The organism is Desulfobacter vibrioformis DSM 8776, from assembly GCF_000745975.1.
GTDB classification, from domain to species: domain Bacteria; phylum Desulfobacterota; class Desulfobacteria; order Desulfobacterales; family Desulfobacteraceae; genus Desulfobacter; species Desulfobacter vibrioformis.
Window position 1 is genome coordinate 23,028 of sequence record NZ_JQKJ01000010.1, and the last position, 25,714, is coordinate 48,741.

A 25,714-nucleotide genomic window follows, 5' to 3' on the forward strand; every position below is an offset into this window, starting at 1 on the left:
GTAAGGAAAATTATGATGAATTTAGATCACCATCCCTGTTTTAATAAAAAATCCTGCAAGGATTTCGGTCGTGTCCACCTACCGGTTGCGCCGGCCTGCAATATCCAGTGCAATTTTTGCAATAGAAAGTTTGACTGTGTCAATGAAAGCCGGCCCGGGGTTACTTCTTCCATTTTGAGCCCTGACCAGGCCATGGCCTACCTGGCAGACGTGGTTGAGGCAAAGCCCAACACCGCTGTGGTGGGCATTGCAGGTCCTGGCGACCCCTTTGCCAACGGCGACAAAACCATGGAAACCCTGACAAAGGTGCGTGCCGCGTATCCGGAAATGCTGCTTTGCGTGGCCACCAACGGCCTGAACATTCATCCGTACCTGGATGACCTGGCAACCGTCAATACCACCCATGTCAGCATCACCATCAACGCGGTTGACCCTGCAATTGGTGCAAAAATTTATGCCTGGGTCAGGAACGGCAAACGGTCCGTGGGTCCGCTCCAGGGGGCGGAACTGCTTTTGGAACGTCAGCTTGCCGCGGTCAAGGGCCTTAGGGAACGCAATATTATGGTTAAGGTCAATTCCATTATCCTGCCCGGAATCAATGACGACCATATGGAAGACGTGGCAGAGAAAATGGGTGACATGGGTGTGGATATCTTCAATTGCATGCCCTATTTTCCCACTAGGGGTTCAAATTTTGAAAATATGGAAGAGCCGGGCAAAGATCTGGTTAAGAAAATCAGAAAGGCTGCCCAGGTCTTTGTACCCCAGATGACCCATTGCAAACGCTGCAGGGCAGATGCCGTGGGCCTGCTGGACGATCCTTTGAACCAGAAACTCATGGACCGGCTGACATACCATGCCACCGCACCCATCCCGTTTCCCAATGCGCCTAAGTATTGCCATGAAGCGTCCGTTGACGAAGAGGTTTATGCGTTCAATTCCTCCGCGCCAAGGCCCTATGTAGCCCTGGCCACCCGGGAAGGTGCCTTGATCAATCAGCCCCTGGGGGAGGCCACGGAACTACACATCTATGACTTAAACCAGGAGACCCCAAGCCTGGTGGAAAAAAGGACTTTACCTAAAACCGGCGACGGGAATGCCAGATGGCAGAATCTTGCCCGGACCATTAAAGATTGTCACACTATTCTTGTGTCCGGTGCAGGGGATACCCCTAAAAAAATCCTAGGCACCATGGGATTTACCATCCTTGAAGTTAACGGAATGATAGACCTTGTACTCATGGCGCTTAAAAAAGGGGAGCCGTTAAATCATTTGATTGTCCGGACACAGACTGCCTGCGGGGAGTGCCGGGGGACCGGCACCGGCTGCATGTAACTTGTGTTTGAACCCAAAGTCACCCATCTGCGGCGTTGCAAGTCAATTTGCAATCCTCACAACCCTCCAGGTTGCTCCGGTTGCAAATTGACTTGCGCCTTGCATCTGGGCAACTTTTGATTCAAACACACCATCAAGAGACCAAATTAAAAGTTTAAGAAACCCAATTAATAGAATATTAAAGGAGAAAAAAATGAACAAGCCTGAAAAACACATCCTCGTATGCTCAAGTTTCCGCCCCAGTGGAGAACCCAAAGGCAAATGCCACAGAAAAGGGTCCGGGGATTTTCTGGCCTATATTGAAAATGAAGTGATTGACAGGGGTCTTGAAGAGGTGCTGGTCTCTTCCACCTGCTGCCTGAAACAGTGTGACGACGGTCCGGTCATGGTGATTTATCCGGATAATATCTGGTATGGACATGTGGACAACGAAGAAGCCATTGATGCGATTCTAGATGCCATGGAAGACGGCACAGTGGCAGAGGACTATGTGCTGGAATGAAAACCCATGATCTGCGGGTCTGGATGGTGGATACCACTCTTCGGGACGGGGAACAGGCTCCGGGGGTCTTTTTCAGGCCCCTGGAAAAACTGACCATTGCCCGTCAGCTTGCCGAATGCGGTGTTGACGAGATTGAAGTGGGCATCCCTGCCATGGGTGAATTTGCATGCCGGGAAATCCAGGCCATTGCCCAGTTGAACTTGCCCAGCATGCTCACCTGCTGGTGCAGGGCAGTCAAAAAAGATATTGAACTGGCCATTGGCTGCAACACCCCCGGGGTACACATCAGTTTTCCCACGTCGTCCATTCTGCTCAAGACCTTTGAAAAAAATGAGGCGTGGGTGCTGGAAGCCCTGGATGAAACCGTCCGGTTCAGCAGGCAGTATTTTGACCAGGTATCCGTGGGGGCCCAGGATGCCACCCGCACGGACATGAATTTTCTTTTACGGTTCTGCCGGGAAGCCATAGAATTAGGCGTCCACCGGGTACGGCTTGCCGATACAGTGGGCATGATTACCCCGTCCGCACTCATGGATATGATAGAGACCCTTTTAATTCGCCTTCCCGGGCTGGCCCTGGAATTTCACGGACACAACGACCTTGGCATGGCTACGGCCAATGCCGTGTCTGCCGTGGATGCAGGCGCCAAAGCCATCAGTGTCACAGTGAACGGACTTGGGGAGCGGGCAGGTAATGCCCGCCTTGAAGAGACGGCCATGGCCCTGTTCGGTATTGGTGCAAAAAAAAGTAATATGCGCCTGTCAGGACTTGCCCGGTTATGCAATACCGTGGCAAGGTTTTCAGGACAGCAGATCCATGCGGCAAAACCCATTGTGGGGTCACGGATATTTTCCCATGAATCCGGGATCCACTGCGCAGGCCTGTTGAAAAATACACAATCCTATGAACTATATGATCCCGGACAGGTGGGCAGGCGCAACCCAAGACAAATGGTTTTAGGGGTGCATTCAGGCTCGGCAGCCATAAAACATGCACTGGCCCACCGGAACATCAACATTGATGCAGATGCGGCCCAAAGATTGCTGCCCCGGGTCAGGGCCGCGGCTGCCGCAGCAAACAAGCCCATATCCCCGGAACTGCTTGAATCCATCTATCGCCGGACATTGTGCGCCGGGCCGTTTCAAGACTGTCCGGAGATGGAAGAAGATTCTTGTGGAACAGGAAAAGACCGTGGCGAACAGATCTTGCCGCGTCCCTAATCAGTGCCTTACTCCTCAGTTTCTGTCAAAAAAACAAGAAAATGAGGAGGGGCAATTGGGGTGCGGGTTTCCCGCGTTAAAAACTGAATTTTAATGCAAGAAAAAATTGATGACGCCCCGAACATGTTCAAATTCTGTAAGAAATTTATTTTATTTTCGACTCCTTCCATCTCTTTTCCAACCAGTGCTCACCCGCTAATACTTTAATTATGAAACAGCTCAGCAACTTGAATTCCGTTCTGCCCCATGGGATACTGCAGCCGACGCTGGGAAATGAAATATAGAGGAGAATTATGCATCATAAAAGAAAAGGCATTATCTTAGCCGGAGGATCGGGGACAAGGCTTTATCCTCTGACCTATTCCGTAAGCAAACAGCTCATGCCGATATATGACAAACCCATGATCTATTATCCCTTGTCTACGCTCATGTTGGCAGGGATTCGGGATATCCTGGTCATTACTACGCCCCAGGATGAACCCCTGTTCCGGCACCTGCTCCATGACGGTTCCCAGTGGGGAATTTCCTTATCATATGAGATCCAGCCGGCACCCGAAGGCCTGGCCCAGGCCTTTCTCATCGGAGAACGCTTTATCGGAGATCATCCTGTTACCCTGGTGCTGGGGGATAACATTTTTTTCGGGGAAGGGCTGTCAGTTAAGCTTCAAAAGATAAGTGCCGAACAGAGCGGGGCTGTGGTGTTCGGATACTATGTCAAGGATCCGGGGCGATACGGCGTGGTTGGATTTGATAAAACCGGGAAGGTGACCAGTATCGTTGAAAAACCTGAAAATCCGCCATCCAGCTATGCGGTGACAGGGCTTTATTTTTATGATAATCAAGTGGTGGACATTGCTAAAAGCATCCGCCCCTCCGCCAGGGGGGAGCTTGAAATAACCGATGTGAACAGTGTTTATCTTAAAAGGGGGATGCTGCGGGTGGAGCGGCTCAACCGGGGAACGGCCTGGCTGGATACGGGTACCCATGAATCACTCCTGGATGCAGGGTCGTTCATCAAGGTGGTGGAGGACAGGCAGGGACTGAAGATCGCCTGCCTTGAGGAGGTCGCCTACCAGATGGGTTGGATTACAGCGGAGCAGGTGGAGGACCGGGCCATGATTTTTAAAAAAAACGGGTACGGGCAATATCTTTTGGAATTGTTGAGAAGAGAGAAGACGGAATGAAATATAGTCAGTTGAGGATTCCGGATATGGTATTGATTTCCCCTGAGGTGTTTAGTGACCACAGGGGATTTTTTATGGAGACCTTCCGGGATGATGAGTTTAGAAAACATGTGGCTGATGTTTCGTTTGTCCAGGACAATCACAGCGGATCGGTCAAGGGAACGCTCCGGGGGCTGCACTATCAGGTAAAGCAGTCCCAGGGCAAGCTGGTACGGGTAACAAAAGGCAAGGTATTTGACGTCGGGGTGGATCTGCGGCGGTCCTCTTCCAGCTTCGGGCAGTGGACAGGAACGGTATTGTCCGATGAAAACCGTGCAATGCTGTGGATTCCCCCCGGATTTGCCCACGGGTTTTACGTGATGAGCGAGTTGGCTGAATTTTCATACAAGTGCACGGCGTATTACGCGCCTGAACATGAGCGGACCATCATCTGGAATGATCGGGATATCGGCATTGACTGGCCATTGGATGAGCGCACAGGGCTTTCACTGTCAGAGAAGGACCGGCTGGGGAAGCGGTTTACAGAGGCGGAGGTGTTTCCATGAAGGTGTTGCTGCTGGGACCAGGCGGGCAGTTGGGATGGGAGCTTGGCCGGACATGCCCCCAAGGGATAACACTGCATTCTTATGGCTATCCTGACGTGGATCTGGCCAATGAGGAGAGCCTCCGGGATTGCATCAATGCCGTTCAACCGGACCGGATCGTCAATGCGGCAGCTTACACGGCCGTGGACAAGGCTGAAGCAGAACCTGAACTGGCCTGGCAGATCAACAGCCGGGCCGTGGCGGTTCTGGCCGGGTTGTGCCGGGAACACCATATCCGGCTGGCCCAAATTTCTACGGATTTTGTGTTCAGCGGAGAGAATTCAAGGCCCTATTTACCGGAGGATCCGCCCCAACCGCTTGGGGTTTACGGCCAGTCCAAACGCGGCGGGGAGAAGGCAATCCTTGAAATTCTGGGAAAAGACGGGCTGATCATCAGGACGGCCTGGCTTTATTCATCCCACAGGAATAATTTTGTCAAGACCATGCTCAGGCTGATGGCGGAAAAAGAGCATATATCAGTGGTGGACGACCAGGTCGGTACCCCGACCTGGGCAAGGGGGCTGGCCAAGGCGGTTTGGGCGGCCCTTGAAAAAGATTTACGCGGGATTTTCCACTGGACCGATGCCGGCGTGGCCTCCTGGTACGACTTTGCCATGGCTGTCCAGGAAGAGGGACTGGCATTGGGTTTGTTGGCAGAGGAAATTCCCGTCACGCCGGTGGGAACAAAAGAGTATCCGACACCGGCCAGACGGCCGGGCTACAGTGTGTTGGATACACGCTCCCTGGTGGAGCAGACCGGCCTTTTACCGGTTCACTGGAGAAAGCAGCTCAGACTGATGCTGCAGGAGTTGGCTGTATGAGACGTTTACTTGTGACAGGCGGGGCTGGTTTTATTGGCAGCAACTTTGTCTATTTTTGGAAGAAAAAATGCCCGGCGGATCTGGTAGTGGTGCTGGACGCCCTGACCTATGCCGGAAATATAGCAAATCTTGACGCCATGAAGAATGTACCTGGATTTGAGTTCGTCCACGGCGACATTCTGGATACGAAATTAGTCGAAAGGATATTTACGGATCAAGGAATTGATACGCTCGTTCACTTTGCAGCCGAGTCCCATGTGGACCGGTCCATCCATGGGCCGGACGCCTTTGTCCGAACCAACGTGACCGGCACCCTATCTCTATTGAACGCGGCCAAAGCGGCCTGGCTGGACCGGGGCAGCGGTATTCCCCACAGGTTCCATCACGTGTCCACGGATGAGGTGTACGGTACGCTTGGCCCGGATGATCCTCCTTTTTCGGAAGAAACGCCTTATGCCCCCAATTCGCCTTATGCGGCCAGCAAGGCCGGATCAGACCACCTGGTCCGGGCATTCCACAAAACTTACGGCCTTGTGACGACCACCAGCAATTGCTCTAATAACTACGGCCCTTTTCAGTTCCCGGAAAAACTGATTCCCCTGTGCATTGCCAATATCCTGGACGGCAAATCCCTTCCTGTCTACGGTGACGGAAGGCAGATCAGAGACTGGCTTTATGTGGATGACCACAATCGGGGAATTGAACTGATCCTTGAAAAAGGCCAGGCAGGGGAAACATATAATATCGGCGGCAGTAATGAGTGCATGAATATAGAGATAGTCAGGCTGATCTGTGATCTTACGGATCTCCGGTTCAGGGAGAGGGCTTCTCTATCCGAAAAATTTCCAAAAGCGTTGCCTGCCGCAGGAAGAGCTTCCCGGGAGTTGATCTCTCATGTAAGGGATCGGGCCGGCCATGACCAACGATATGCCATTGATGCCCGTAAAATTAAAACAGCATTGGGGTATCACCCCAAAGAGTCCTTTGAAGCAGGAATTCAAAAAACCGTTGACTGGTACTTGGACCACGAAAATTGGTGGCGTGCACTCATGGATACGCTCTGTTTTTCAAAAACGTGAGAAAAATTTGAATCTGTGCGGGCAGGCCGCAGGCTGGATATTCTAGCTATAAACAATTGGAATCAAATCAAAGCGTTGATTTGATCCCAATTGTTGGGCGTTGTTACATCAGAGGCGTATTGGGTATCAGTTCCCATATGCCGCAGGGACAGGCTCCTTTACAGAATCCGCATCCAATGCATTTGGATTCATCCACCACGTATTCAAAGCCGGTTTCCTTTTCCTGCCGGCTAATGGCCCCTTCAGGGCAGACTGCCACGCAGATGCCGCAATCCCTGCAATTTCCGCAGGAGGCACAGTCCTGACTGCACGCTTCCAGATTATCGGCATCCTGTCTGGGATTATAATAGGTCAGACTGACACGACAGGTGTCGATCGTGGGGGCAAGACCGTCCATATCCGGTACCTGGCCTTTGAGAAGCTGATCAATGACCAGAGCTGTCCGCCTGCCCGCCCCGATGGCATCGGTGATAAGTCCCGGTCCCACGGCATCCCCGATGGCAAAGACCTTTTCATCCGAGGATCGGCCGGATTCGTCCACCTTGACAAATCCCCTGGCAAGCTCAATCCCCTCTCCAAGGAAGGAGAGATCAGGCACATCGCCGATGGAGATCACCACTGTATTGGCCAACAGCGTTTCGCCATTGCTAAGTTCAACCCCATCGGAATTAATTTCTTTGGTGAATAACGGCCAGCGGAACTGGGCCCCGCATTTTTCAGCATCCTCTCTTTCCTTGCCGAATGCAGCCGGTTTCTGGACATCAATAAGGGTGATATCAACAGCACCCAGCCGGTGGGCTTCAGTGGCCACATCACAGCCCACATTACCGGCCCCGATGATCACAATCTTTTTGCCTGGTTTTATCTTGTTCGCTTTGGCCTGCTCAAGAAAATCATTGGCAAAAACAGCCCGCTCAGCACCTTTGACCGGAAGGGCTCTGGGTTTTTTGGCACCGGCTGCCACCACAACATAGTCATGGCTGTTCTTTATCTCGTTAAACTTTTCCGCATTAATTTCCTCTCCCAGCCTGATATCCTTTATATAAGACTTTGCCCGGTCAATTTCAGCATTCAGGGTGTCGGCAGGAATTCGGGATTCGGGGATCACAGCGGAAATTTTTCCGCCAATGGTCTGGCCGGCTTCAAATACCGTGGCGGTGTGGCCTTTCAGGGTTAGTTGCCAGGCCGCAGAAATACCACCCGGGCCTGCGCCGATCACAGCCACTTTCTTTTGGGATTTTTGGGCAGGTTTTGGCGGTTTGGCCGTCTGGGCAGCCTGGCCCAGAAGACGGACATTAATGGGGGCCATATAAGACATGTTCCGGGTGCAGGACGCCATGCACGGACTGGGGCACAGGTGACCGCACACCGTGGCCGGAAACGGGGAATACTCAAGGCCCATGGATATGGCCTCGTCAATGTTATCGGTACGGACCATGGCCCAGCGCTGCTGGACCGGAATTCCGGTGGGGCAGGATGCCTGGCAGGGCGAGATATATTTTCCCTGCTCCCAGACCGGAATATATCTTCTGTACGCACCCTTGGTAATGACCGGCACGGTGCCCTTTTCCATTTCCTGGAGATCTCCAATCAGACCACCGCGGCCAAGTTCCGCATCCCAGACCTGTTCTCTGAACCAGGACAGGGATTTGCGGTCCGGCCCGTCGGCCTTTTCCTGGGGACTCTTGGCTTCAAACAGCCGCCACTCTTTTCGTACAGTCAGCTCTTTAAACAGGTTCGGCTGTTTGATTTTTTTCAGAAAATTCTTGAGGCCCAGGGTCAGCCACTCCCATTCCTGATCATCAAGATCCACTTCCTTGGCATCCTTGTCGGAATAACTTTTGGCCTCACCCCGGATAAAAACCTTGCCGCCCACCATGCCCACCAAGGGGTTGTAACCCAAAATCTGTTCCGGGTTAGATGCATTTACACCGCAGACAACGGCAATGCCGCCCGCCATGAACTCGCCGAAGTAATCTCCTGCCGTTCCCAGCACCCACAACTCAGGGGGCTCAAATCTGGGATTCCGCTTGGTCATGGTCATGCCCCGGGCGCCAATGGAGCCGCCCACAAAAACCTTGCCCTGGGCTGCGCCGTTCATGGCCCCGTTGGAGGCAGATCCATGCACAATGATTTGCGCACCGGCATTGAGCCAGCCAATATCATCCGAGGCCGGCCCCATAATCTCTATTCTGGTATTGGGAGTGCCCAGGGAACCTGTGCGCTGGCCGGAATGACCAATGATACGGATGTCCATCTTTTCAGGGGCGCAATCCCAGAGTCGTCCGCCAATGCCGTGCTGGCCAAAAGCCTGGATCTCAAGCTTCCTGTTGCCCCGCTTGACGTGCTGATGAATAATCTCTTCAAGCACCCGCGAGGAGATCCGTTTTTCATCCCTTTTACCTGCTATAAAAATGTATTCGCTTTTTTTCATATCCCGTCCTCCTTTACACCACGTACTTGATACTGAGGCGGTCAGCAATGTTTTTATCATCAATTCCCAGCGCATCGGACATGCCGATGGGAAGGGAGGTGGAGCGTCCCAGGGGCGCTACGATTTTTTTGAGTTGCGTGTCAAAGGAGACAAAAATGTCAACCAGGCGCTGGGCCACATCTTCCGGATTAAGGCGGCGGTAAAGCCTTGGATCCTGGGACGTGATGCCCTTGGGGCAGATACCCAGGTTGCAGACATTGCACCGGTCTTCTTCCGTGCCCACGCAGCCGGCAGCGGCTTGCATCAGATATTTTCCAACCTGAACCCCGGATGCCCCCAGCATGATCAGGGCGGCTGCATTGGCGGCAATGTTTCCGTTTTTACCAACTCCCCCCCCGGCAAAAATGGGGACTTCATTCTGTTTGCCCAGAGATGTCAGGTTCAGGTAGTTATCCCGGACACAGCTGGCTATGGGGTGGCCCATGTGGTCCATGGAAACGGCATACGCCGCCCCGGTACCGCCATCTTCACCGTCAATGGCAAGCCCTGCCGCATATTCGTTACGTGTCAGGTTGTTCATCACCGCAAGGGAGGTGGATGAAGCGGAAATTTTCGGATATACCGGCACCCTGAACCCCCATGCCATGGACATGGACAGGATCATCTTGGCCACGGACTCTTCAATGGAGTACTGGGTCTGATGGGTCGGGGGACTGGGCAGGCTGACACCCTGGGGAACCCCCCGGATGGCGGCAATAAGTTTATTCACTTTGTGCCACATCAAAAGACCGCCGTCACCGGGTTTTGCACCCTGCCCGTATTTGATCTCAATGGCACAGGGATCTTCTTTCATGTGCGGGATGGCGTGGATGATCTCATCCCAGCCAAAATAGCCGGAAGCAATCTGCAGGATTACATATTTAAGGAACCGGGAGCGCAGTAACCGTGGCGGACAGCCTCCTTCGCCGGTGCAGATGCGGACGGGCATGCCCATCTCTTCGTTCAGGTAGGCAACCCCCATCTGCAAGCCTTCCCACATGGTCGGGGAGAGTGCTCCAAAGGACATGCCGCCGATGATCAAAGGATAAATTTCCCTGACCGGCGGGATCCATCCCTTTTCCCGCAGGCATTTCATGTTTTCCCTGGGGGGAAGCACCCGGCCCAGAAGGGTACTCATCTCAAATTCATGGCGTCCGGCATCCAGGGCCGGGTCCGTGAGCATGGAGATTCTGGTGAACTTGATTCTGTCGAGTACTGATCCAGAATCGTTGCGCCGGCCGCCTCTGCGCCGGGGAATACCATGCTGGTTGATATGGAATTTCATCCTGTCCAGGCCCGGATTTCGCTTGGGCCGGATGGCATCATTGGGACAGACCAGGGTACACATGGCGCAGCCGATGCAGGCATTTTCAACCCGGGTGTCCTGCCGGATACCGTAAAAGGTGTCATAGGCATTACTGTGCTCGGCATTTTTGCCCACAGATGTTTTTACAATCCGTTTCTGGAACGGATGAAGGGCGATGGCCTTGACCGGACACACAGCCGTACACTGTCCGCACAGGGTACACCGGTCATTATTATATTCGATCTGCCAGGGCAGATCATTCAGGCTTAAAGAGGAAGGTTCAAGGCTTCTGTTTGACGACATATATTTACCTCCTGCCGCTCAGGGCTTACAATAGCTGTATCAAGATGCATGGGTTGAATGTCCATGGTTTTGTCTCGGTCAGGGATGACGGCGTCAAGCCCGCAAATCTCGGATGAAAAGGCAAACATACCCGGCTTGCCTCCCACCACGCCGGGCCGCAGTTTCTTGCGGTCCTGAACCATGAACATGGAGTGATCCGGCAGGGTGCCGATGACCATATTGGGGCCGTCGATAATTAAAGGGCGGCAGGTTTTTTTCAAATGATCCAGAAATTCGAAATTAGGATGCTTTGCAAGGTCGTCGCGCTGAAGCGGCGTGATCACATGTTTATACCCGTCAATGCCCAAGCCCAGCTCTTCCATGGAAAAGTGGAGGATGTGGGCAAACACTTCGGAATCGGACTGATAGCCGGTATAGCCAGGGATATTCCTTGAGGAAAGAAAATCCTTGATGGGGATAAACGCCGTATTTTCACCATTGGTCATGGTGCAGTATCCCTTGATAAAGAACGGATGGCAGGCATACAGGCTGATGGCGTAATTTGTGTTCTGCCGTCCCTGGGCCATGATAACCCGTGCTTCAAGTTCTTTTCTGTCAAGGCCCAGGTATTCGGCCAGTTTCATGGGATCCCCGATCTCCTTGAGCATGATGGTGTCCGGCCAGAAGGAGAACACGATCATATCATTTTTCTCTTCACCCATCTCCCGTATTTTAAGCCGTACTTCCAGAAGTTTTACGGCCAGCTCTTCCTGGGTCAGGGCATCCCAGCCTTCGGGCAGTTCATAGGCTCTGATCAGATAGATATGTCGTCTGGGAATACCTTCTACCCTGGTTTTAGGTGGTTTCAAAGAGATTTTATGCTTGGTCATGAAACCAAGCTTCATCATAAAAAGGTCCAGACGGCAAATGCCTTCTTCGGTAAAGATTCCCGACAGGATCGGGGCATCTTTCATCTCTTCAAAAGTGCCACCAAGGTCCTGGAGCAAAAGCCCCACGCCGGAGCCGTCATGCCCTTCCTTCATTACGTCAAGGGCTTTGATGGCCAGCATGGGCGATTGAGGATCCTTGCTGGTGATTGCAAACAGACGACACATACTTTATTAACTCCTTATGGTCTTTTCTTTAAACAGTCAAAAGACTGCGGGCCAAAATTTCGAAACTTAAAGACTAAAGGCACTTATAAAGACTGTCAATCTTTATTTTTCCGTTAAGGATGGTTGCGGCAGAGGGGGGTAATGCGGGAACACAGAAGATGTCAAATAACTACTTGAAAAAATAGGTCTTTAACCATAAATCCATATTCATATTCTGCAAAATATAAATATGCAAAAAATTTGCCGTGGGACAAAACATTATATAAAGACAGAGACAAAGGGGGGGATTAAATGTTCCTGAATTTTGTGGGGATTGAAAATCCGGCACGTTGATAAATTGCATGTATTTCATCCAGGTCCTGTTCCAGGCTTTCCCCGGGATGTATTTTGCCCAGCCATCTGGTTCTTTGCCTCTGATTGTCCAGATACCAGCAGATAATGGGAACATCCGCGCCTTTGGCAATGTACCAGAATCCGGTTTTGATTGTGGGTACGGACTTGCGGGTGCCTTCGGGCACCAGTGCCACCACCAGATTCTTATTTTCTTCAAATTTTTTAATTACGCTGTCCACAAATCCACAGGACTTGTCACGCTGTACCGGAAGTCCCCCGAGACTTTTTAAAAAAAGTGACATGGGAAAAAAGAACCACTTGGACTTGATCAGCAGTTTTGCATTAATCCTGGCAAGCTTGATATAGGTCAGGGCGCGGACTGTGTCCATGTTGGTTGTGTGGGGAAAACCAATGACCACGCATCTGGGTTCCCAATAGACCGGCAACGGATCGTAAGTCCAGCCCATCCGTGCATAAATAAATTTGCCAAGCGCACTGAACAAAAAAGGGAACGGATTAATATCCACCATACCCCTCTTTATTTATTTTTTGAATTTCTTCCATAGTCCTGTCTATACCATGTTTTCATTTACATTAAAATTAACCCATGCTATTTTTTTTGAAAAAAAATTAAAGTAAAAATAACGTTTTGTAACCAATTAAATTCATTACACCCGAAACTTTAATGCGTTTACCCTGGGGGCGTAGCGCAGATAATTCATGAACACGGGTTATTCTTTTTCCATAAAAATTCTGTGCGGAGGAGAACATGATAAAGCTTAAAATCGGGTCAAAAGTAAATCTTCTTATCATTTCTGCCATGGTGCTTGTGGGCGGGGCTTCTTTAATTTTCTCCGTATCCGCCTTAAAGGATGAAGGCCGGTTTGCCATCGGGAAATACAGCACGGATATGGAGAAGATTAAAAAGGAGCACGTCAAGGATCTGGTCTCCTCTGCGTATACCATTGCCAAAGCCCGCCTTGATGCGGCAAGGGATAAAAATGCCATTCGAAAGACCCATGGCGACAATGTCAAGTCGGTGGTCAATCAGGCGATGGCCGTGTTTGAAGCCAACAATATGCCCGATGATCCAAGGCCCCTGGAAGAACGCCAGGCAGATGCCATCAAAGTGATGGACAAAATGCGCTGGGGGATTGACGGCAAAAACTATTTCTGGATCCAGGACATGAGCGGACACATTGTTCATCATCCCCTGCAAAAGCAGTTGAACGGTAAATCCTATGGAAATATAAAAGATCCCGATGGCGTACCGCTCTTTGTTGAAATGGAGCGTCTTGTAAAAAAAGACGGCGATGGATTTGTGGATTATAAATGGCCAAAACCCGGCTTTGACAAACCCCAGGATAAAATCTCTTATGTCAAACTGTTTGCGCCCTGGAACTGGGTCATCGGTGCCGGCGTATACCTTGAATGCACTGAAACAGCGGCCCAGCAGGATGCGCTCAGAAACATCGGATCCATCCGGTATGGAGAAGACGGCCTTGGCTATTTTTTTATTTACGATTCCAAGGGAGATTGTGTTCTCATGCCCAACCGGCCCGAAGCTGTGGGCACGAATGAATGGGATTTAAAGGACAGCAAAGGGCTTTATATTACCCGGGAGCTGATTAAAAAGGCCGATGCCAGCCCCGAAGGGGATTTCTTGGAATATTATTTTAACAAGCCGGGTTCCAGTGAGGATTTCAGGAAAATTTCCTTTGTAAGAAAATTATCTGAATGGAACTGGTACATCGCCACAGGCTCCTATACCGATGATATTGAAACGGCTATTGCCAATGAGCAGGAAGAAATAGGATCCACCGTAAAGGCGGCAACCATGAAAATATTGTCCATTGTCCTGGGAATTATGGTGCTGTCGGTGGTACTCTCCTATTTTGTTGTGGCCAAAGGAATTGTGGCACCGTTGCGCAACATGATCAATATGCTTAAAGATATTGCTTCCGGGCAAGGCGATCTGACCAAACGTATTATTGATAACTCCGGTGACGAGACCCAGGAGCTGGCCGAGGGATTTAACCGGTTCATTGAAAATATCCAGACCATGATCGCGAAAATAAAGGGTAATACCAATGATCTTACGGATGCGTCCTCAGAGCTGGCCGGCATTTCCGACCAGCTGAATTCAGCGGCCGAAGAGACCTCGGGCCGTGCAGATTCAGTGACATCGGCATCGGAAAAGATGAGTCTGAATATGGATTCCATGTCTGCTGCCATGGAACAGGCCGCCAGCAATATCAACATGGTTTCGGCTGCATCCGAGGAGATGAGCTCAACGATTTCAGAGATCGCCCATAATGCAGAAAAAGCCCGTAATATTACAACCGAGGCCGTTGGGCAGGCAGAGCATGCCAGCGCCCAGGTGGAAGAGCTGGGCACAGCAGCCAAAGAAATTTTTACCGTGGTGGAGACCATTACAGATATCTCTTCCCAGGTCAACCTGCTGGCCCTGAACGCCACCATTGAGGCGGCCAGAGCCGGTGAGGCCGGTAAGGGTTTTGCGGTTGTTGCCAATGAGATCAAGGACCTGGCAAACCAGACAGCCAGTGCCTCCAGCCGGATTAAAGAGCGCGTGGCAGGAATCCAGAATTCCACCGAAGGCACTACGGCAGAGATCGTCTCCATCACAAAAGTGGTGGGAGATATCAATGAGATTGTTTCAACCATTGCTGCGGCGGTTGAAGAGCAGTCCGCCACCACCAATGAGATTACCCAGAATATTTCCCAGGCGTATCTCGGCATTTCAGAGGTAAATGAAAACATTGCCCAAGGATCTGTCATGGCAAAAGGTGTGTCCGGTGATGCGGCAAAAGTCACCACTGCAGCCTCTCAGATTGTGGATGCCAGCCGGCAGGTAAAAGATAAATCAGCCGGCCTGTCGGGCTTGGCGGAAACGCTTTTTCAAATGATGTCCAAGTTTAAAGTATAATAACGAAATAAGGAATTTACGCGTGATTACAGCCAATGAAAACTACAACAAACTGAATGCTTCATATTTATTTGCAGATATCGCCAAACGGGTTCAGCTTTACCAGGACAGCAATCCTGACAAGGAGGTGATTCGCCTGGGCATCGGCGATGTTACCCTGCCGCTGCCCCCTGCGGTTGTTCAGGGGTTTCAAAAGGGTGTGGATGAAATGTCCGCTGATGCCACATTCAGAGGGTATGGCCCTGAACAGGGATATCTGTTTTTGAGGCAAGCCATTGCAGCCGGAGATTTCCAGTCCAGGGGTGCGGATATTGAAGCGGATGAAATTTTTGTGTCCGACGGGGCCAAATGCGACACCGGCAATTTCCAGGAATTATTCTCCAATAATATTACCATTGCCATTCCGGATCCGGTTTATCCGGTGTATCTGGATACCAATGTCATGGCCGGAAGAACCGGTGAGTTCAAGGACGGGCGGTACCAGGGCATTGTTTACATGGATTGCCTGAAAGAAAATGGGTTTATGCCGGATCTGCCCGACGCGCCCGTGGACCTGATCTATCTTTGTTTCCCCAACAACCCCACCGGATCCACTGCCACCCGGGACCAGCTTGCTGCCTGGGTGAATTATGCCCGGGACAACAAAGCCCTGATCCTGTTTGACGCGGCCTATGAAGCCTTTATCCGGGATACGGATCTTCCCAGAAGCATTTATGAAATCCCCGGGGCCAAAGAGGTGGCCGTGGAATTCAGAAGCTTTTCCAAGACAGCCGGTTTTACAGGCACCCGCTGCGGATTTACCGTGGTGCCGAAATCTTGCATGATCTATACGGCCAGCGGATCAAAGGTCTCTTTGCATAACATGTGGAATCGTCGGCAGTCCACCAAATTCAACGGCGTTTCCTATCCGGTGCAAAAGGCTGCCGAGGCGGTTTACAGCCCCGGGGGCCAGGCCCAGATCAAGGCAAACATTGACTATTACCTGGCCAATGCCCAGGTGGTCTGCCAGACCATGACAGACCTTGGATTTGACCATGTGGGGGGTAAAAATGCCCCATACATCTGGATTGACGGCAATGGCCGGGATTCCTGGGAATTTTTTGATCTGCTGCTGGATAAAGCGGGTGTGGTCTGTACCCCGGGCCAGGGCTTTGGCCGGTGTGGGGCGCAGTATATAAGAATTTCTGCGTTTAACAGCCCTGAAAATGTAGCCAAGGCCATGGCGCGAGTGAAAGATGTTTTAAAATAGGATTTTTTCACAGGAATCTAACAGCATTATAATTACTTTTTAACCCTTGCCTGTTAAACATTTTCTTGTATCTTTCCAAAATTCTTTTTCATGGAGGCAAATACAGAAAATGGCACAGGCTTTGCAGTTATCGTCGGACAGGTATTGTCCCTTGGACAACGAGCCCTATATGAGTGAAGGACAGCTCACTTATTTTAAGAGCAAACTGATGCAGCGAAAGGATGATCTGAGCAACAGAATTGCCCAATCCATAAAAAAAATTAAAACCCTTGAAGGAGCCCAGGCCGATATCCTTGACCGGAGCAACGCATATATTGATCTGGAGCTTGAGGTAAAAAGTTTTGAACGCCATTCAGATATGATCGTACAGGTGGATCATGCGTTAGCGCGTATTGACGACGGCAGTTTCGGATACTGTGAACTGACCGGGGATGAAATCGGGTTGCGGCGGCTGGAAGCAATTCCTTTTGCCACCATGTCCATCAAAGCCCTGGAAGAATTTGAAACAGCTCAGGGAAGTATGTTCGTATTGAGACGAACGTTATACTCTTAAATTTAAAGTATCGGAATTTCCATTTCCCTAACACTTTAAAACTTAACAACCCCATAAAAAAACCCCTGGCAAACAAATGTTTGCCAGGGGTTTTTATTTACTTAAAATATTGTGCGTTTAACGCTGAACCTTATCTAGTAGGGATGGATTTCAACCCTTCTGTTCAGGGAGCGGCCAAAGTCTGTACTGTTCAGGGCAACCGGTTTATCAAAACCAAAGCCTGTGGTGGCCAGACGGTTGCGGGCAATACCTTTGTTTGTCAGATAATTGGCTACAGAGTTAGCGCGCCTTTGGGACAGGTCCATATTGTATTTCTTAGAACCGATATTATCGGTGTGGCCCTGGAGTTCAATGCTCATTGCAGGATTTTTCTCCAGAATTTCATAAATGGCATCAAGCTGTGCAAACGCTTCGGGTTTGATCACGTCTTTATCAAAATCAAATAATACGTTGTCAAGAACCCAGCAGCCAACGGCATTTACTTTAGCGCCTGCGGGCGTTCCGGGACACTGGTCATCGGGATCAAGTACGCCGTCACCATCGCTGTCCATGGGGGCAGCAGGAGGGGCAGCAGGAACGACAGCTCTTTCCAGGAAGACATTTTCAACAAAAGCGGCCATTGCATCGTTGCCCAGCAGATCCTTGGCGTTCATCAGGCTTGCACAGCCGCCAATGCTTGCAATCTCAGAAAGGAATTCGGTACCTTCTTTGGCATCGCCTACCTGGATAGGGTAGAAGCAGATGGCATCGCCATACTGTTCTTTAACGGCGGTCGCCTGCACAGCGCCGGCTTTCATGTCCAGACCGTCGGAAATGATAATAACGGCGGTTTTTCCGGAAAGGCTTTCAAGGTCAGTACCCATGGCCGCAATGGCGGAACCAATGGCGCTGTAGCCGCCAGCTTTTGAAATCTCACCGAGTTTTTCAGCCAGGGCAGCCGAGTTGTACCCTTCCATGCCGTAAAACAGTTCGGTTTCGTTTTTAGAAATGCACTCTGCATGCCCAAAACTTCTCAAACCAGCAGTCTGTCCAAGCTCAGGAATGGTCATGTTCATGCGTTCTGCAATAGCTTTGCCAACCATGAATTTGGGGTTGCCCATATAGTCGTCATCCATGGAGCTGGATGCATCCAGAATAATAACAAAGTTATCTACTTTGGACTGATACATGGACGCATCAAACTGTTTGGCGGAAAATGAGGGAAGCCCTGCAGGTTCCTTAGCCGCGCAACCAAACAGGAAGAGGAAGGCAGCAATGGTCAAAAGGGTTTGCACTAAACGTTTCTTGTTCATCGGATCTCCTTTTTGAAGAATTTAGAATTAAATTCTTGTTCGTACTATTCTTGTTAGGACTATTGCATTATCTGATACAAATAATTTCAGATATTTTACAAAAAAAAATAAATGAAATCAACTGTTCTTTTTTTGATGAATGGGGGCCGCATTGCAGTGCCTTGCAATTTGAGGCAAATAATTATATACGTCCCAAGTTTGGGCCATAATTTTCTAACTTTTACGACAACACCCAAGTCGGAGTAATAATATGGAGATCTATCAAGGTATAATTCTGGGTATTCTTCAGGGGCTTACAGAGTTCCTGCCGGTAAGCAGTTCCGGCCATCTGGTCCTGGGCCAGATCTATTTCAACATTACTGAATACGGCCTTGTTTTTGACGCGTCCGTACATATGGGCACCCTGGGTGCGGTTTTTATTGTATATTTTAAAGATATCCAGGGGATTTTAAAAAGCCTGGTGTACTATGCAGGAACCCGGGACCCTTCCGGGCACGAAACGAATCTGGCCCTGGCTGCCGCCATTATCATCGGTTCAGTGCCCACGGCAATTATTGGATTCGCATTGAAACAGTTTGAGGACATTTTGTTTACCTCCTCTTTGCTGGTGGGTGCCATGCTTCTGCTAACAGGGTGTCTGCTGTGGGTGTCAAGGCGTTACTACAGGGTTGAACAAGGTGAACATTTAACCATTTCAAGGGCTGTGATCATCGGCATTGTCCAGGGCCTTGCCGTTATTCCCGGCATTTCCCGGTCCGGTTCCACCATTGCCACCGGACTTTTCACTGGCCTGGACAGAAAAACAGCGGCCCGGTTCTCATTTCTTTTATCCATCCCTGCCATTCTCGGTGCCCAGGTAATCAGCTTAAAAGATATGATAGAATCCCAGGGACACATTGACCCTGCCACCATTTGTGGTACAATCGCTTCATTCATCGTTGGGCTGGCAGCATTAAAACTCCTATTAAAACTGGTGAATACCGGAAAGTTTCATCTGTTTGCACCCTATTGCTGGCTGGCCGGAATTCTAGCGCTTTTTTCAAATTTTATATAAGGAGATAAAACTATGCATCCTGGAATATTCAGAGAATATGACATCCGCGGCATTGCAGGAGAAGAGATTTCCGAACAGGACGCCAATGCCGTAGGAAAGGCATATGGATCAATGCTCATGGGACAGGGCCGCAAAAAAGTATCTGTTGGCCGGGACTGCCGCATCACTTCTGAAGCCTATTCAAAGGCATTTATCAACGGGGCGTTGTCCGCAGGATGCGATGTGGTGGATATCGGTGTATGCCCCACGCCGGTTCTCTATTTTTCCATTCACCATCTTTGCCTTGACGGCGGGGCAATGATTACGGCCAGCCATAATCCTCCGGAATACAATGGGTTCAAGCTGATGAGCGGGCTGGATTCCATCCACAGCCACGGATTGCAGGATATCCGCAAGATCATCGAAACCCAGGCCTATACCCGGGGCCAGGGCACATTGACCCAGGCAGATGTGATTTCTCCATATATGGCCATGATTCAGGAAAACATCACGCTGAAAAATATAATCCGGGTCGGCATTGATGCGGGCAACGGCACCGGCGGCATTACTGCGTTACCGGTGTTGCGGGGACTGGGCTGCGAGGTCCATGAAATTTACTGCGATCCGGACGGCACCTTTCCCAACCATGAGGCAGATCCCACCCAGAAAAAAAATATGACAGACCTCATTGCCCTGGTGAAAAAAAAGAATCTGGACCTTGGCATCGGCTATGACGGGGATGCCGACCGCATCGGTGTGGTGGACAGGTTCGGAAACATCATTTACGGGGACCAGCTCATGGTGATTTATGCCCAGGAAATTCTGTCCCGCCATCCCGGTGCCACCTTTATCTCCGAAGTCAAGTGTTCCATGGTCATGTATGATCAGATCGCAAAGATGGGCGGCAACCCCATCATGTGGCGGACAGGCCACTCCCTGATCAAGAAGAAAATGAAGGAAGAGGATGCGGCCCTGGCAGGGGAAATGAGCGGGCACATGTTTTTCAAGGATCGTTACTACGGATTTGACGACGCCCTGTATGCATCCTGCCGGCTTCTGGAGATCATGGACAGCACCGGCCTTGGTGTGGACGAATTGATCAAAGACCTGCCCAAAACCTTTACCACACCGGAGATCCGGGTTGACTGCCCGGATGCGGTCAAGTTCCAGGTTGTGGAAAAGATAGTGGCATTATATAAATCCCGGCAAAAGGTCATTGACATTGACGGATTGCGGGCCATCTATGAAGACGGCTGGGGCCTTGTGCGGGCCTCCAATACCCAGCCGGCCCTGGTGCTTCGCTTTGAGGCCCTGACCGAATCCCGCCTGGAAGAAATTAAAACCGAAATTGAAACAGATTTGAAAAGAATCATTGAGGATATGTAATTAATTTTTATGCAATTATCCCAGCCCCAGCAGGACGCTGTTCATCATACCGGCTCCCCGGCCCTAGTGGTTGCGGGAGCCGGTTCCGGTAAAACAAGAACCCTGACCGCTAAATTTTCCCACCTCATTGCCACGGGCCATGCCCCGGAGCGCATTCTGGCCATCACCTTCACCAATAAAGCGGCCCAGGAAATGAAAACCCGGCTTATGGAGATGACCGGTCTTTCCCAGATGCGCTTTGAATGGGTGAGAACCTATCACTCCGCCTGTCTGATGATCTTGAAACGGCATTGTCAGATCATGGGGTACACCCCGCCTTTACAGGTGTTCACCGTGTACCAGCAGGACAAGCTGATCAAGGAGCTGTGTGTAAAAAACAATATTGACAAAAAATACGCAAACCGGATTCTTTCATCCATTTCCCGGGCCAAGAACGACGGTGATCCTGCCAAATATTTTGACCGCAAACCAGGATTTCTCAACATTCGGATGGCCGATATTTTTGTCCAGTTTGAAGAACGCCTGGCGGAAATGAACTGCGTTGATTTTGACAATATCCTGCTCAAGACCCGGGACCTGCTCCGGGACAATGCCGATGTGCGCCAGTTTTACCAGGATCTGTTTTCCCATATCCTGGTGGATGAGTACCAGGACACCAACAATCTGCAGGAGGAGCTGACTTCACTTCTGTTAGGGGGGCACCGCAACCTGTTCTGCGTCGGAGATGACTGGCAGGCTGTATATGGATTCCGCGGTTCAAACGTGAGCCACTTTTTACGGTTTGCACAAAAATATAAAGATGCAAAAATTTTCAGGCTGGAGGAAAATTACAGGTCAGCCGACGAGATTGTCCAGGCAGCCAATGATCTCATTGATTACAACCCCGACAAAATGGAGAAACGCTGTTTTTCCCAGAAAAAAGGCGGGGTGGTGGAGATCTATGATTTTATGTCCGATGCCCATGAGGCCGAGTGGGTTGCCAGGCGTATCATGGGTCTGAACAAACAGGGACAGGGTATTCCCTTTGACAGAATGGCTGTGGTCTACCGGACCAAATTCTGTTCCCTGCCCTTTGAAAAGACCTTCAGGGCCTTCCGCATTCCTTATCGTCTCATGGGCTCCCAGGGCTTTTTTGAACGTATGGAAGTACTGGATATCAACTCCTATTTAAGCGCCTCGTTTTTCCCCAATGATGATCTCTCCTTTGAGCGGATTGTCAATACGCCCAAGCGTGGGATCGGGCCGTCCATGATTAAAAAAATAGCTGGCCTGCGCTCCCGGGGCGGCTCGCTCCAGGGTGCGGCCCGGATTATGGTCCAGGACCGGCTGTTGACCAAAAAAATCCATGAAAATATGTCCGAGGCCCTGGATATTCTGGATACCATCCATGACATGGCCCCGGCCATGGCCATGGAAACCGTCATTGACCGCGCCGGGTATTATGACCACCTGAAAAATAAGACAAAAACCGACGGGGAATTTATTTCCAAAAAAGAGAATATCGAACAGTTGATCCATACGGCCCGGGCCAAGGATACCATGCTGGAATATCTGGAAGAGGCGGCCCTGATCCGGGAGGATAAAGACGAGGATGACCAGGATGAAAACGGGGTGGGTCTGCTCACCATTCATTCGGCCAAGGGGCTGGAGTTTGACGTGGTATTCATCGCCGGGTGCGAAGAGGGGCTGTTTCCCCACTGGCGTTCCATTGACGAGGGAGATGCGGCCCTGTTCGAGGAACGCAGGCTCATGTATGTTGCCATGACCCGGGCCGAGCGGTTTTTATATCTAAGTTACGCCAATTACCGCAAAGGCGATTTTGCCACCCCCAGCCGGTTCATTGATCAGGTCAGGGAATGTCTGGACTAGCGCCCAGGCGCTGATTTTTGAATATGGATTTTTTTTTCGGCATACGAGAACCCGTATCCCAGGCCGCTGCCCGGATCATGCACCGTGGCTCCCGGGCCATCCCTTCGGACCACAAAAAGATATTTCTCACCCTTTTTTTTATTATTTTTATTACAGTTACCGGGGTGGGCATTGTGGTGCCTTTGCTGCCGATCTATGCCCATGATCTTGGTGCAACAGGTATTTACGTGGCCATGATTTTCGGGGCCTTTTCCATTTCCCGGGCGTTTTTTCTGCCCTGGTTTGGCAGTCTGTCAGACAAAAAGGGGCGCAAACCCTTTATTCTGGCTGGCCTTGCGACTTACATGCTGGTGGCCATTGCCTTTGTATGGGCATCCAATGTGGAAGGGCTTATTGCCATCCGTTTTATCCAGGGCGCAGGCTCTGCCATGATCATGCCCGTGGTCCAGGCCTATGTGGGAGAAATCTGTCATGAAGGCACCGAAGGATACGCCATGGGGCTGTTCAACCTGTCCATGTTTTTAAGTCTCTCTTTGGGGCCGGTGATGGGGGGTGTGGTCCAGCAGACCTGGTCTTTGAATGCGGCATTCTACTGCATGACCATCTTGTCTGCCCTGGGCGCGGCCCTTTGTCTTATCTGTCTGCCGCCTTTGTCCCAGGAACAGATTCGAATGAATAAACGATCACCAGCCTCCCTGGCCGTGGTGATCCGGGACCGGGAACTGGCCGGTCTGGTGGTTTTCAGGTATGCCTACACAGCCTGCATCGGCATTGTCTGGTGTTTCATGCCCCTGTATGCCGACAAGACCTTTCATCTGACCGGCGGAAAAATCGGATTGCTTGTGAGCGCCGGCGTGTTTGTCTCCGGTGCCTTGCAGGTGCCTATGGGCTATGCTGCGGACCGGTGGAACAGGAGGATCATGGTGGTTGTCGGCGGCGTGTTGTCTGCCGCAGGTATTTTATACCCGTTCTGGGCCACTTCATTTATGGATCTGTTTACAGGCGTCTGTATCTTCGGGCTGGGCGGGGGTATTTCCATGCCGGCCCTGACAGCCCTTGCCGTGGTTAAGGGTGAACAGAGGCAGGCCCTGGGATCCGTAATGGCTATTTTGACTGCTGCCCACTCCCTTGGCATGTTCACAGGTTCGGTCATGGCTGGCCTGACCATGGACTTTTTCAGCCTCTCCTATGCGTTCCCCTGCGGAAGCCTTGTCATGGCGGCAGGCGTTCTTGTGTTTCCTGTCCTGTGCCGCCGCTGAACCACGGAAAGCATGGAAGGACACAGAAAAGTACAAATTAAGCGCTTTACGCGCTAACTTTCAGTGCCTTTCGTGTCTTCCGTGGTTTATAAAAATGGTGTACAGGCCTATTTCTCCTGCCATATTGGCGGACGCTTTTCAAAAAAAGCCGCCACCCCTTCCTTGGCATCACAGGTATCACACAATCTGGCAAATGCTTCGTTCATATAGGCGAACTGGGCTTCATAAGGCATATCCCGGGACGCATAAAAAGCTGATTTGGCGATTTTCACAGCCACAGGACTCTTCTTTGCCAGGTCCCGGGCCCAGGCAAGGGCAGCCTCATCCAGATCTTCCCTGGGAACCACCCGGTTGATAAGCCCCAGCTCCAATGCCTGGTCCGCCTTGATCAGATCCCCGTAAAGCAGCAGTTCAAGTGCCTTTTTTTGTCCCACACACCGGGCCACAGGAATCACCGGTCCCACACAGTTTAATCCCACGTTGATGGCGGTCAGCCCCATTTTTACGTTATCAGCGGCAATGGCCAGATCCGATGCCGCCACAAGGCCCATACCATTGGCTGCCGCTGCCCCGTGGACCTGGGCAATCACCGGGGTTTTTAATTTGGATATCAGCAATAGAGGGGCTTCCATTGTTTCAATCCATTCACGATATTGATTCGTTGTCTTGCCTTTGAGCTCATTGACATCAATACCTGCGCAAAATGCCCTGCCTGCGCCTTTGATCAGAATGACCCTGACATCAGAGGCTGCGTCAAATTCTTTAAGTGCATCATACAGCTCTTCTGCCATCTGACTGGAAAAAGTGTTCATTGCCCCGGCGCGGTTCAGGGTCACACTGCCCACATGGCCGTCAAGGGTTTGTGCAATAATGGTTTCGTATGCCATAACGGTAACTCCTTATTTTTCAACACAGCAAATGAATAATGGAAACGCCCAGCAATACAATAAACGTATGTTTCTGATATCTTTCAAACCAGGGAATGCGAATCAGGCGGGTGCCGATCTGCCCGCCCACGATAACCCCGCTGCAGGTTGCAAATAACAGATGGGTTCCATGGGGCCAGGACGCATATCCTTGCCAGACACTGATACAGGCCAGCAAAAGGTAAAACAGAATGGTCACAAACATGATAAGCAGACTGGTGGCCACGGCCCGGGAGGTCGGCATTTTGAGCTTAAGCGTCATGTGAGGGATAAGCCAGTCCGTATTACCGATACTTAACAGCCCTGTGAAAAAAGAAGACACAATAACCACAGGATAGCTTCGGGCATGGATAATGGGCGGGGTGATAAAAGGGGGCGCTTCAATAACAGGGATCGGGCTTCCTAGGGACTGGATGGTCCGGATCAAAAGATAGGCGGCAATAAGCACAAAAATGTATAGCAGAAGTTGTTCGTATCCCCTGGATATGTAGAAACTGGATATAAATCCCAGGGTCACGCCGACCAGTGCCATGGGAATAAAGGCGGCGGCTGTTTTTACATCGACCATGCCATTGAAAAAATAGGTCAATGAGCCGGTGCCTTTGCCGGCTATCTGGGTAAATATTGAAATGACAACAGCCTCGGAAGGCCTGATTTTCAGGAAGATCAAAACCGGTATCCAGAGAATACCGGCGCCTAGGCCGGTGAACATCACCATGGCACCGACACCGATAGCCAAAAAATGGACAAAAATAAATTTGGAAAAACTCAATGAGATTATTGCGTTTAAAAAAAAGAACAGAAAAAAAACATAGGCAGTGTCCGCCAGTATCCAGAAACCAAGATATTTAGGCGCCTTGAACAGCAGGGGCCATATTTTCATCAGTCCGTCATCCTTAATCAATGGCCGCAGGCCGTTTTTCGCCTTTCATGTTTTAATAGCTGTTTTGCATTCTATACAAGAAG

The 25,714-nt window shown here is 50.7% G+C and carries 21 protein-coding genes; 14 read left to right on the plus strand and 7 right to left on the minus strand.

The genetic code is table 11. The features are described 5' to 3' along the window. Window positions 1–12: 12 nt before the first annotated feature. The 7 genes from nifB to rfbB all read left to right on the plus strand — a co-directional run bounded on the left by nifB (window position 13) and on the right by rfbB (window position 6,725). Window positions 13–1,335, plus strand: a complete 1,323-nt coding sequence (gene nifB / locus Q366_RS07555) for a nitrogenase cofactor biosynthesis protein NifB (RefSeq protein ID WP_245619901.1) — start codon at window positions 13–15, stop codon at window positions 1,333–1,335. 193 nt (window positions 1,336–1,528) lie between these two features. Continuing rightward, complete coding sequence (locus Q366_RS07560) at window positions 1,529–1,837, plus strand: (2Fe-2S) ferredoxin domain-containing protein (protein WP_035237775.1); 309 nt, start codon at window positions 1,529–1,531, stop codon at window positions 1,835–1,837. After that, complete coding sequence (locus tag Q366_RS07565) at window positions 1,834–3,057, plus strand: LeuA family protein (protein WP_245619902.1); 1,224 nt, start codon at window positions 1,834–1,836, stop codon at window positions 3,055–3,057. The genes Q366_RS07560 and Q366_RS07565 overlap by 4 nt, the downstream gene beginning before the upstream one ends. 293 nt (window positions 3,058–3,350) lie before the next feature. Then, complete coding sequence (gene rfbA, locus Q366_RS07570; protein ID WP_035237777.1) at window positions 3,351–4,241, plus strand: glucose-1-phosphate thymidylyltransferase RfbA; 891 nt, start codon at window positions 3,351–3,353, stop codon at window positions 4,239–4,241. Then, on the plus strand, window positions 4,238–4,786 hold the full coding sequence (gene rfbC, locus Q366_RS07575; protein WP_035237779.1) for a dTDP-4-dehydrorhamnose 3,5-epimerase: 549 nt from the start codon (window positions 4,238–4,240) through the stop codon (window positions 4,784–4,786). Before rfbA ends, rfbC begins: the two co-directional genes overlap by 4 nt. Then, a complete protein-coding gene (rfbD, locus tag Q366_RS07580) occupies window positions 4,783–5,646 on the plus strand; it encodes a dTDP-4-dehydrorhamnose reductase (protein WP_035237782.1) in 864 nt (287 codons plus the stop codon). Before rfbC ends, rfbD begins: the two co-directional genes overlap by 4 nt. Further along, the gene (gene rfbB / locus Q366_RS07585) at window positions 5,643–6,725 is read left to right on the plus strand and encodes a dTDP-glucose 4,6-dehydratase (protein ID WP_035237784.1); all 1,083 of its coding nucleotides are present in this window, start codon (window positions 5,643–5,645) and stop codon (window positions 6,723–6,725) included. Before rfbD ends, rfbB begins: the two co-directional genes overlap by 4 nt. A gap of 103 nt (window positions 6,726–6,828) precedes the next feature. Here the strand turns inward: rfbB and Q366_RS07590 are convergent, their stop codons facing one another. The 4 genes from Q366_RS07590 to Q366_RS07605 form a co-directional block, all read right to left on the minus strand. After that, window positions 6,829–9,159 (minus strand): FAD-dependent oxidoreductase, encoded by a 2,331-nt coding sequence (locus Q366_RS07590; protein ID WP_035237785.1) that lies wholly within the window; start codon window positions 9,157–9,159, stop codon window positions 6,829–6,831. 13 nt (window positions 9,160–9,172) lie between these two features. Continuing rightward, window positions 9,173–10,807 carry a glutamate synthase-related protein gene (locus Q366_RS07595; protein ID WP_035237787.1) on the minus strand — a complete coding sequence of 545 codons (1,635 nt, stop codon included), beginning with the start codon at window positions 10,805–10,807 and terminating at the stop codon, window positions 9,173–9,175. Next, the gene (locus Q366_RS07600; RefSeq protein ID WP_035237789.1) at window positions 10,771–11,901 is read right to left on the minus strand and encodes a class II glutamine amidotransferase domain-containing protein; all 1,131 of its coding nucleotides are present in this window, start codon (window positions 11,899–11,901) and stop codon (window positions 10,771–10,773) included. The genes Q366_RS07595 and Q366_RS07600 overlap by 37 nt, the downstream gene beginning before the upstream one ends. A 287-nt stretch (window positions 11,902–12,188) precedes the next feature. Next, window positions 12,189–12,764, minus strand: a complete 576-nt coding sequence (locus Q366_RS07605) for a 1-acyl-sn-glycerol-3-phosphate acyltransferase (protein WP_245619903.1) — start codon at window positions 12,762–12,764, stop codon at window positions 12,189–12,191. Between the two features lie 239 nt (window positions 12,765–13,003). On the opposite strand from Q366_RS07605, the gene Q366_RS20155 reads away from it, so the two are divergent. The 3 genes from Q366_RS20155 (at window position 13,004) to Q366_RS07620 (ending at window position 16,983) form a co-directional block, all read left to right on the plus strand. Next, complete coding sequence (locus Q366_RS20155; protein ID WP_051957891.1) at window positions 13,004–15,181, plus strand: methyl-accepting chemotaxis protein; 2,178 nt, start codon at window positions 13,004–13,006, stop codon at window positions 15,179–15,181. A 22-nt stretch (window positions 15,182–15,203) separates the two neighbouring features. Beyond that, window positions 15,204–16,430, plus strand: coding sequence for an LL-diaminopimelate aminotransferase (locus Q366_RS07615; RefSeq protein ID WP_035237791.1), 1,227 nt, complete (start codon window positions 15,204–15,206; stop codon window positions 16,428–16,430). Between the two features lie 109 nt (window positions 16,431–16,539). Continuing rightward, window positions 16,540–16,983: a TraR/DksA family transcriptional regulator gene (locus Q366_RS07620; protein ID WP_035237792.1), complete on the plus strand. Its 444-nt coding sequence runs from the start codon at window positions 16,540–16,542 to the stop codon at window positions 16,981–16,983. A 134-nt stretch (window positions 16,984–17,117) separates the two neighbouring features. On the opposite strand, the gene Q366_RS07625 is transcribed toward Q366_RS07620, so the two are convergent. Beyond that, window positions 17,118–18,275 carry an OmpA family protein gene (locus Q366_RS07625; protein ID WP_035237793.1) on the minus strand — a complete coding sequence of 386 codons (1,158 nt, stop codon included), beginning with the start codon at window positions 18,273–18,275 and terminating at the stop codon, window positions 17,118–17,120. Between the two features lie 250 nt (window positions 18,276–18,525). Between Q366_RS07625 and Q366_RS07630 the strand changes: the two genes are divergently transcribed. Genes Q366_RS07630 through Q366_RS07645 form a run of 4 tightly spaced genes read left to right on the plus strand, consistent with a single transcriptional unit; the run spans window position 18,526 to window position 23,822 of the window. Then, entirely contained in the window at window positions 18,526–19,329 is an 804-nt protein-coding gene (locus Q366_RS07630; RefSeq protein ID WP_035237795.1) for an undecaprenyl-diphosphate phosphatase, read from the plus strand. Between the two features lie 12 nt (window positions 19,330–19,341). After that, complete coding sequence (locus Q366_RS07635) at window positions 19,342–20,694, plus strand: phosphomannomutase/phosphoglucomutase (RefSeq protein WP_035237797.1); 1,353 nt, start codon at window positions 19,342–19,344, stop codon at window positions 20,692–20,694. 9 nt (window positions 20,695–20,703) lie between these two features. Continuing rightward, window positions 20,704–22,563 (plus strand): ATP-dependent helicase, encoded by a 1,860-nt coding sequence (locus Q366_RS07640; RefSeq protein ID WP_035237799.1) that lies wholly within the window; start codon window positions 20,704–20,706, stop codon window positions 22,561–22,563. Between the two features lie 23 nt (window positions 22,564–22,586). Then, window positions 22,587–23,822 (plus strand): MFS transporter, encoded by a 1,236-nt coding sequence (locus tag Q366_RS07645; RefSeq protein ID WP_035237951.1) that lies wholly within the window; start codon window positions 22,587–22,589, stop codon window positions 23,820–23,822. Window positions 23,823–23,929: 107 nt separating this feature from the next. Here the strand turns inward: Q366_RS07645 and Q366_RS07650 are convergent, their stop codons facing one another. Both Q366_RS07650 and Q366_RS07655 read right to left on the minus strand, forming a co-directional pair. After that, entirely contained in the window at window positions 23,930–24,709 is a 780-nt protein-coding gene (locus Q366_RS07650; protein ID WP_035237801.1) for an enoyl-CoA hydratase/isomerase family protein, read from the minus strand. Between the two features lie 19 nt (window positions 24,710–24,728). Beyond that, the gene (locus Q366_RS07655; RefSeq protein WP_035237803.1) at window positions 24,729–25,631 is read right to left on the minus strand and encodes a sulfite exporter TauE/SafE family protein; all 903 of its coding nucleotides are present in this window, start codon (window positions 25,629–25,631) and stop codon (window positions 24,729–24,731) included. Window positions 25,632–25,714 lie beyond the last annotated feature (83 nt).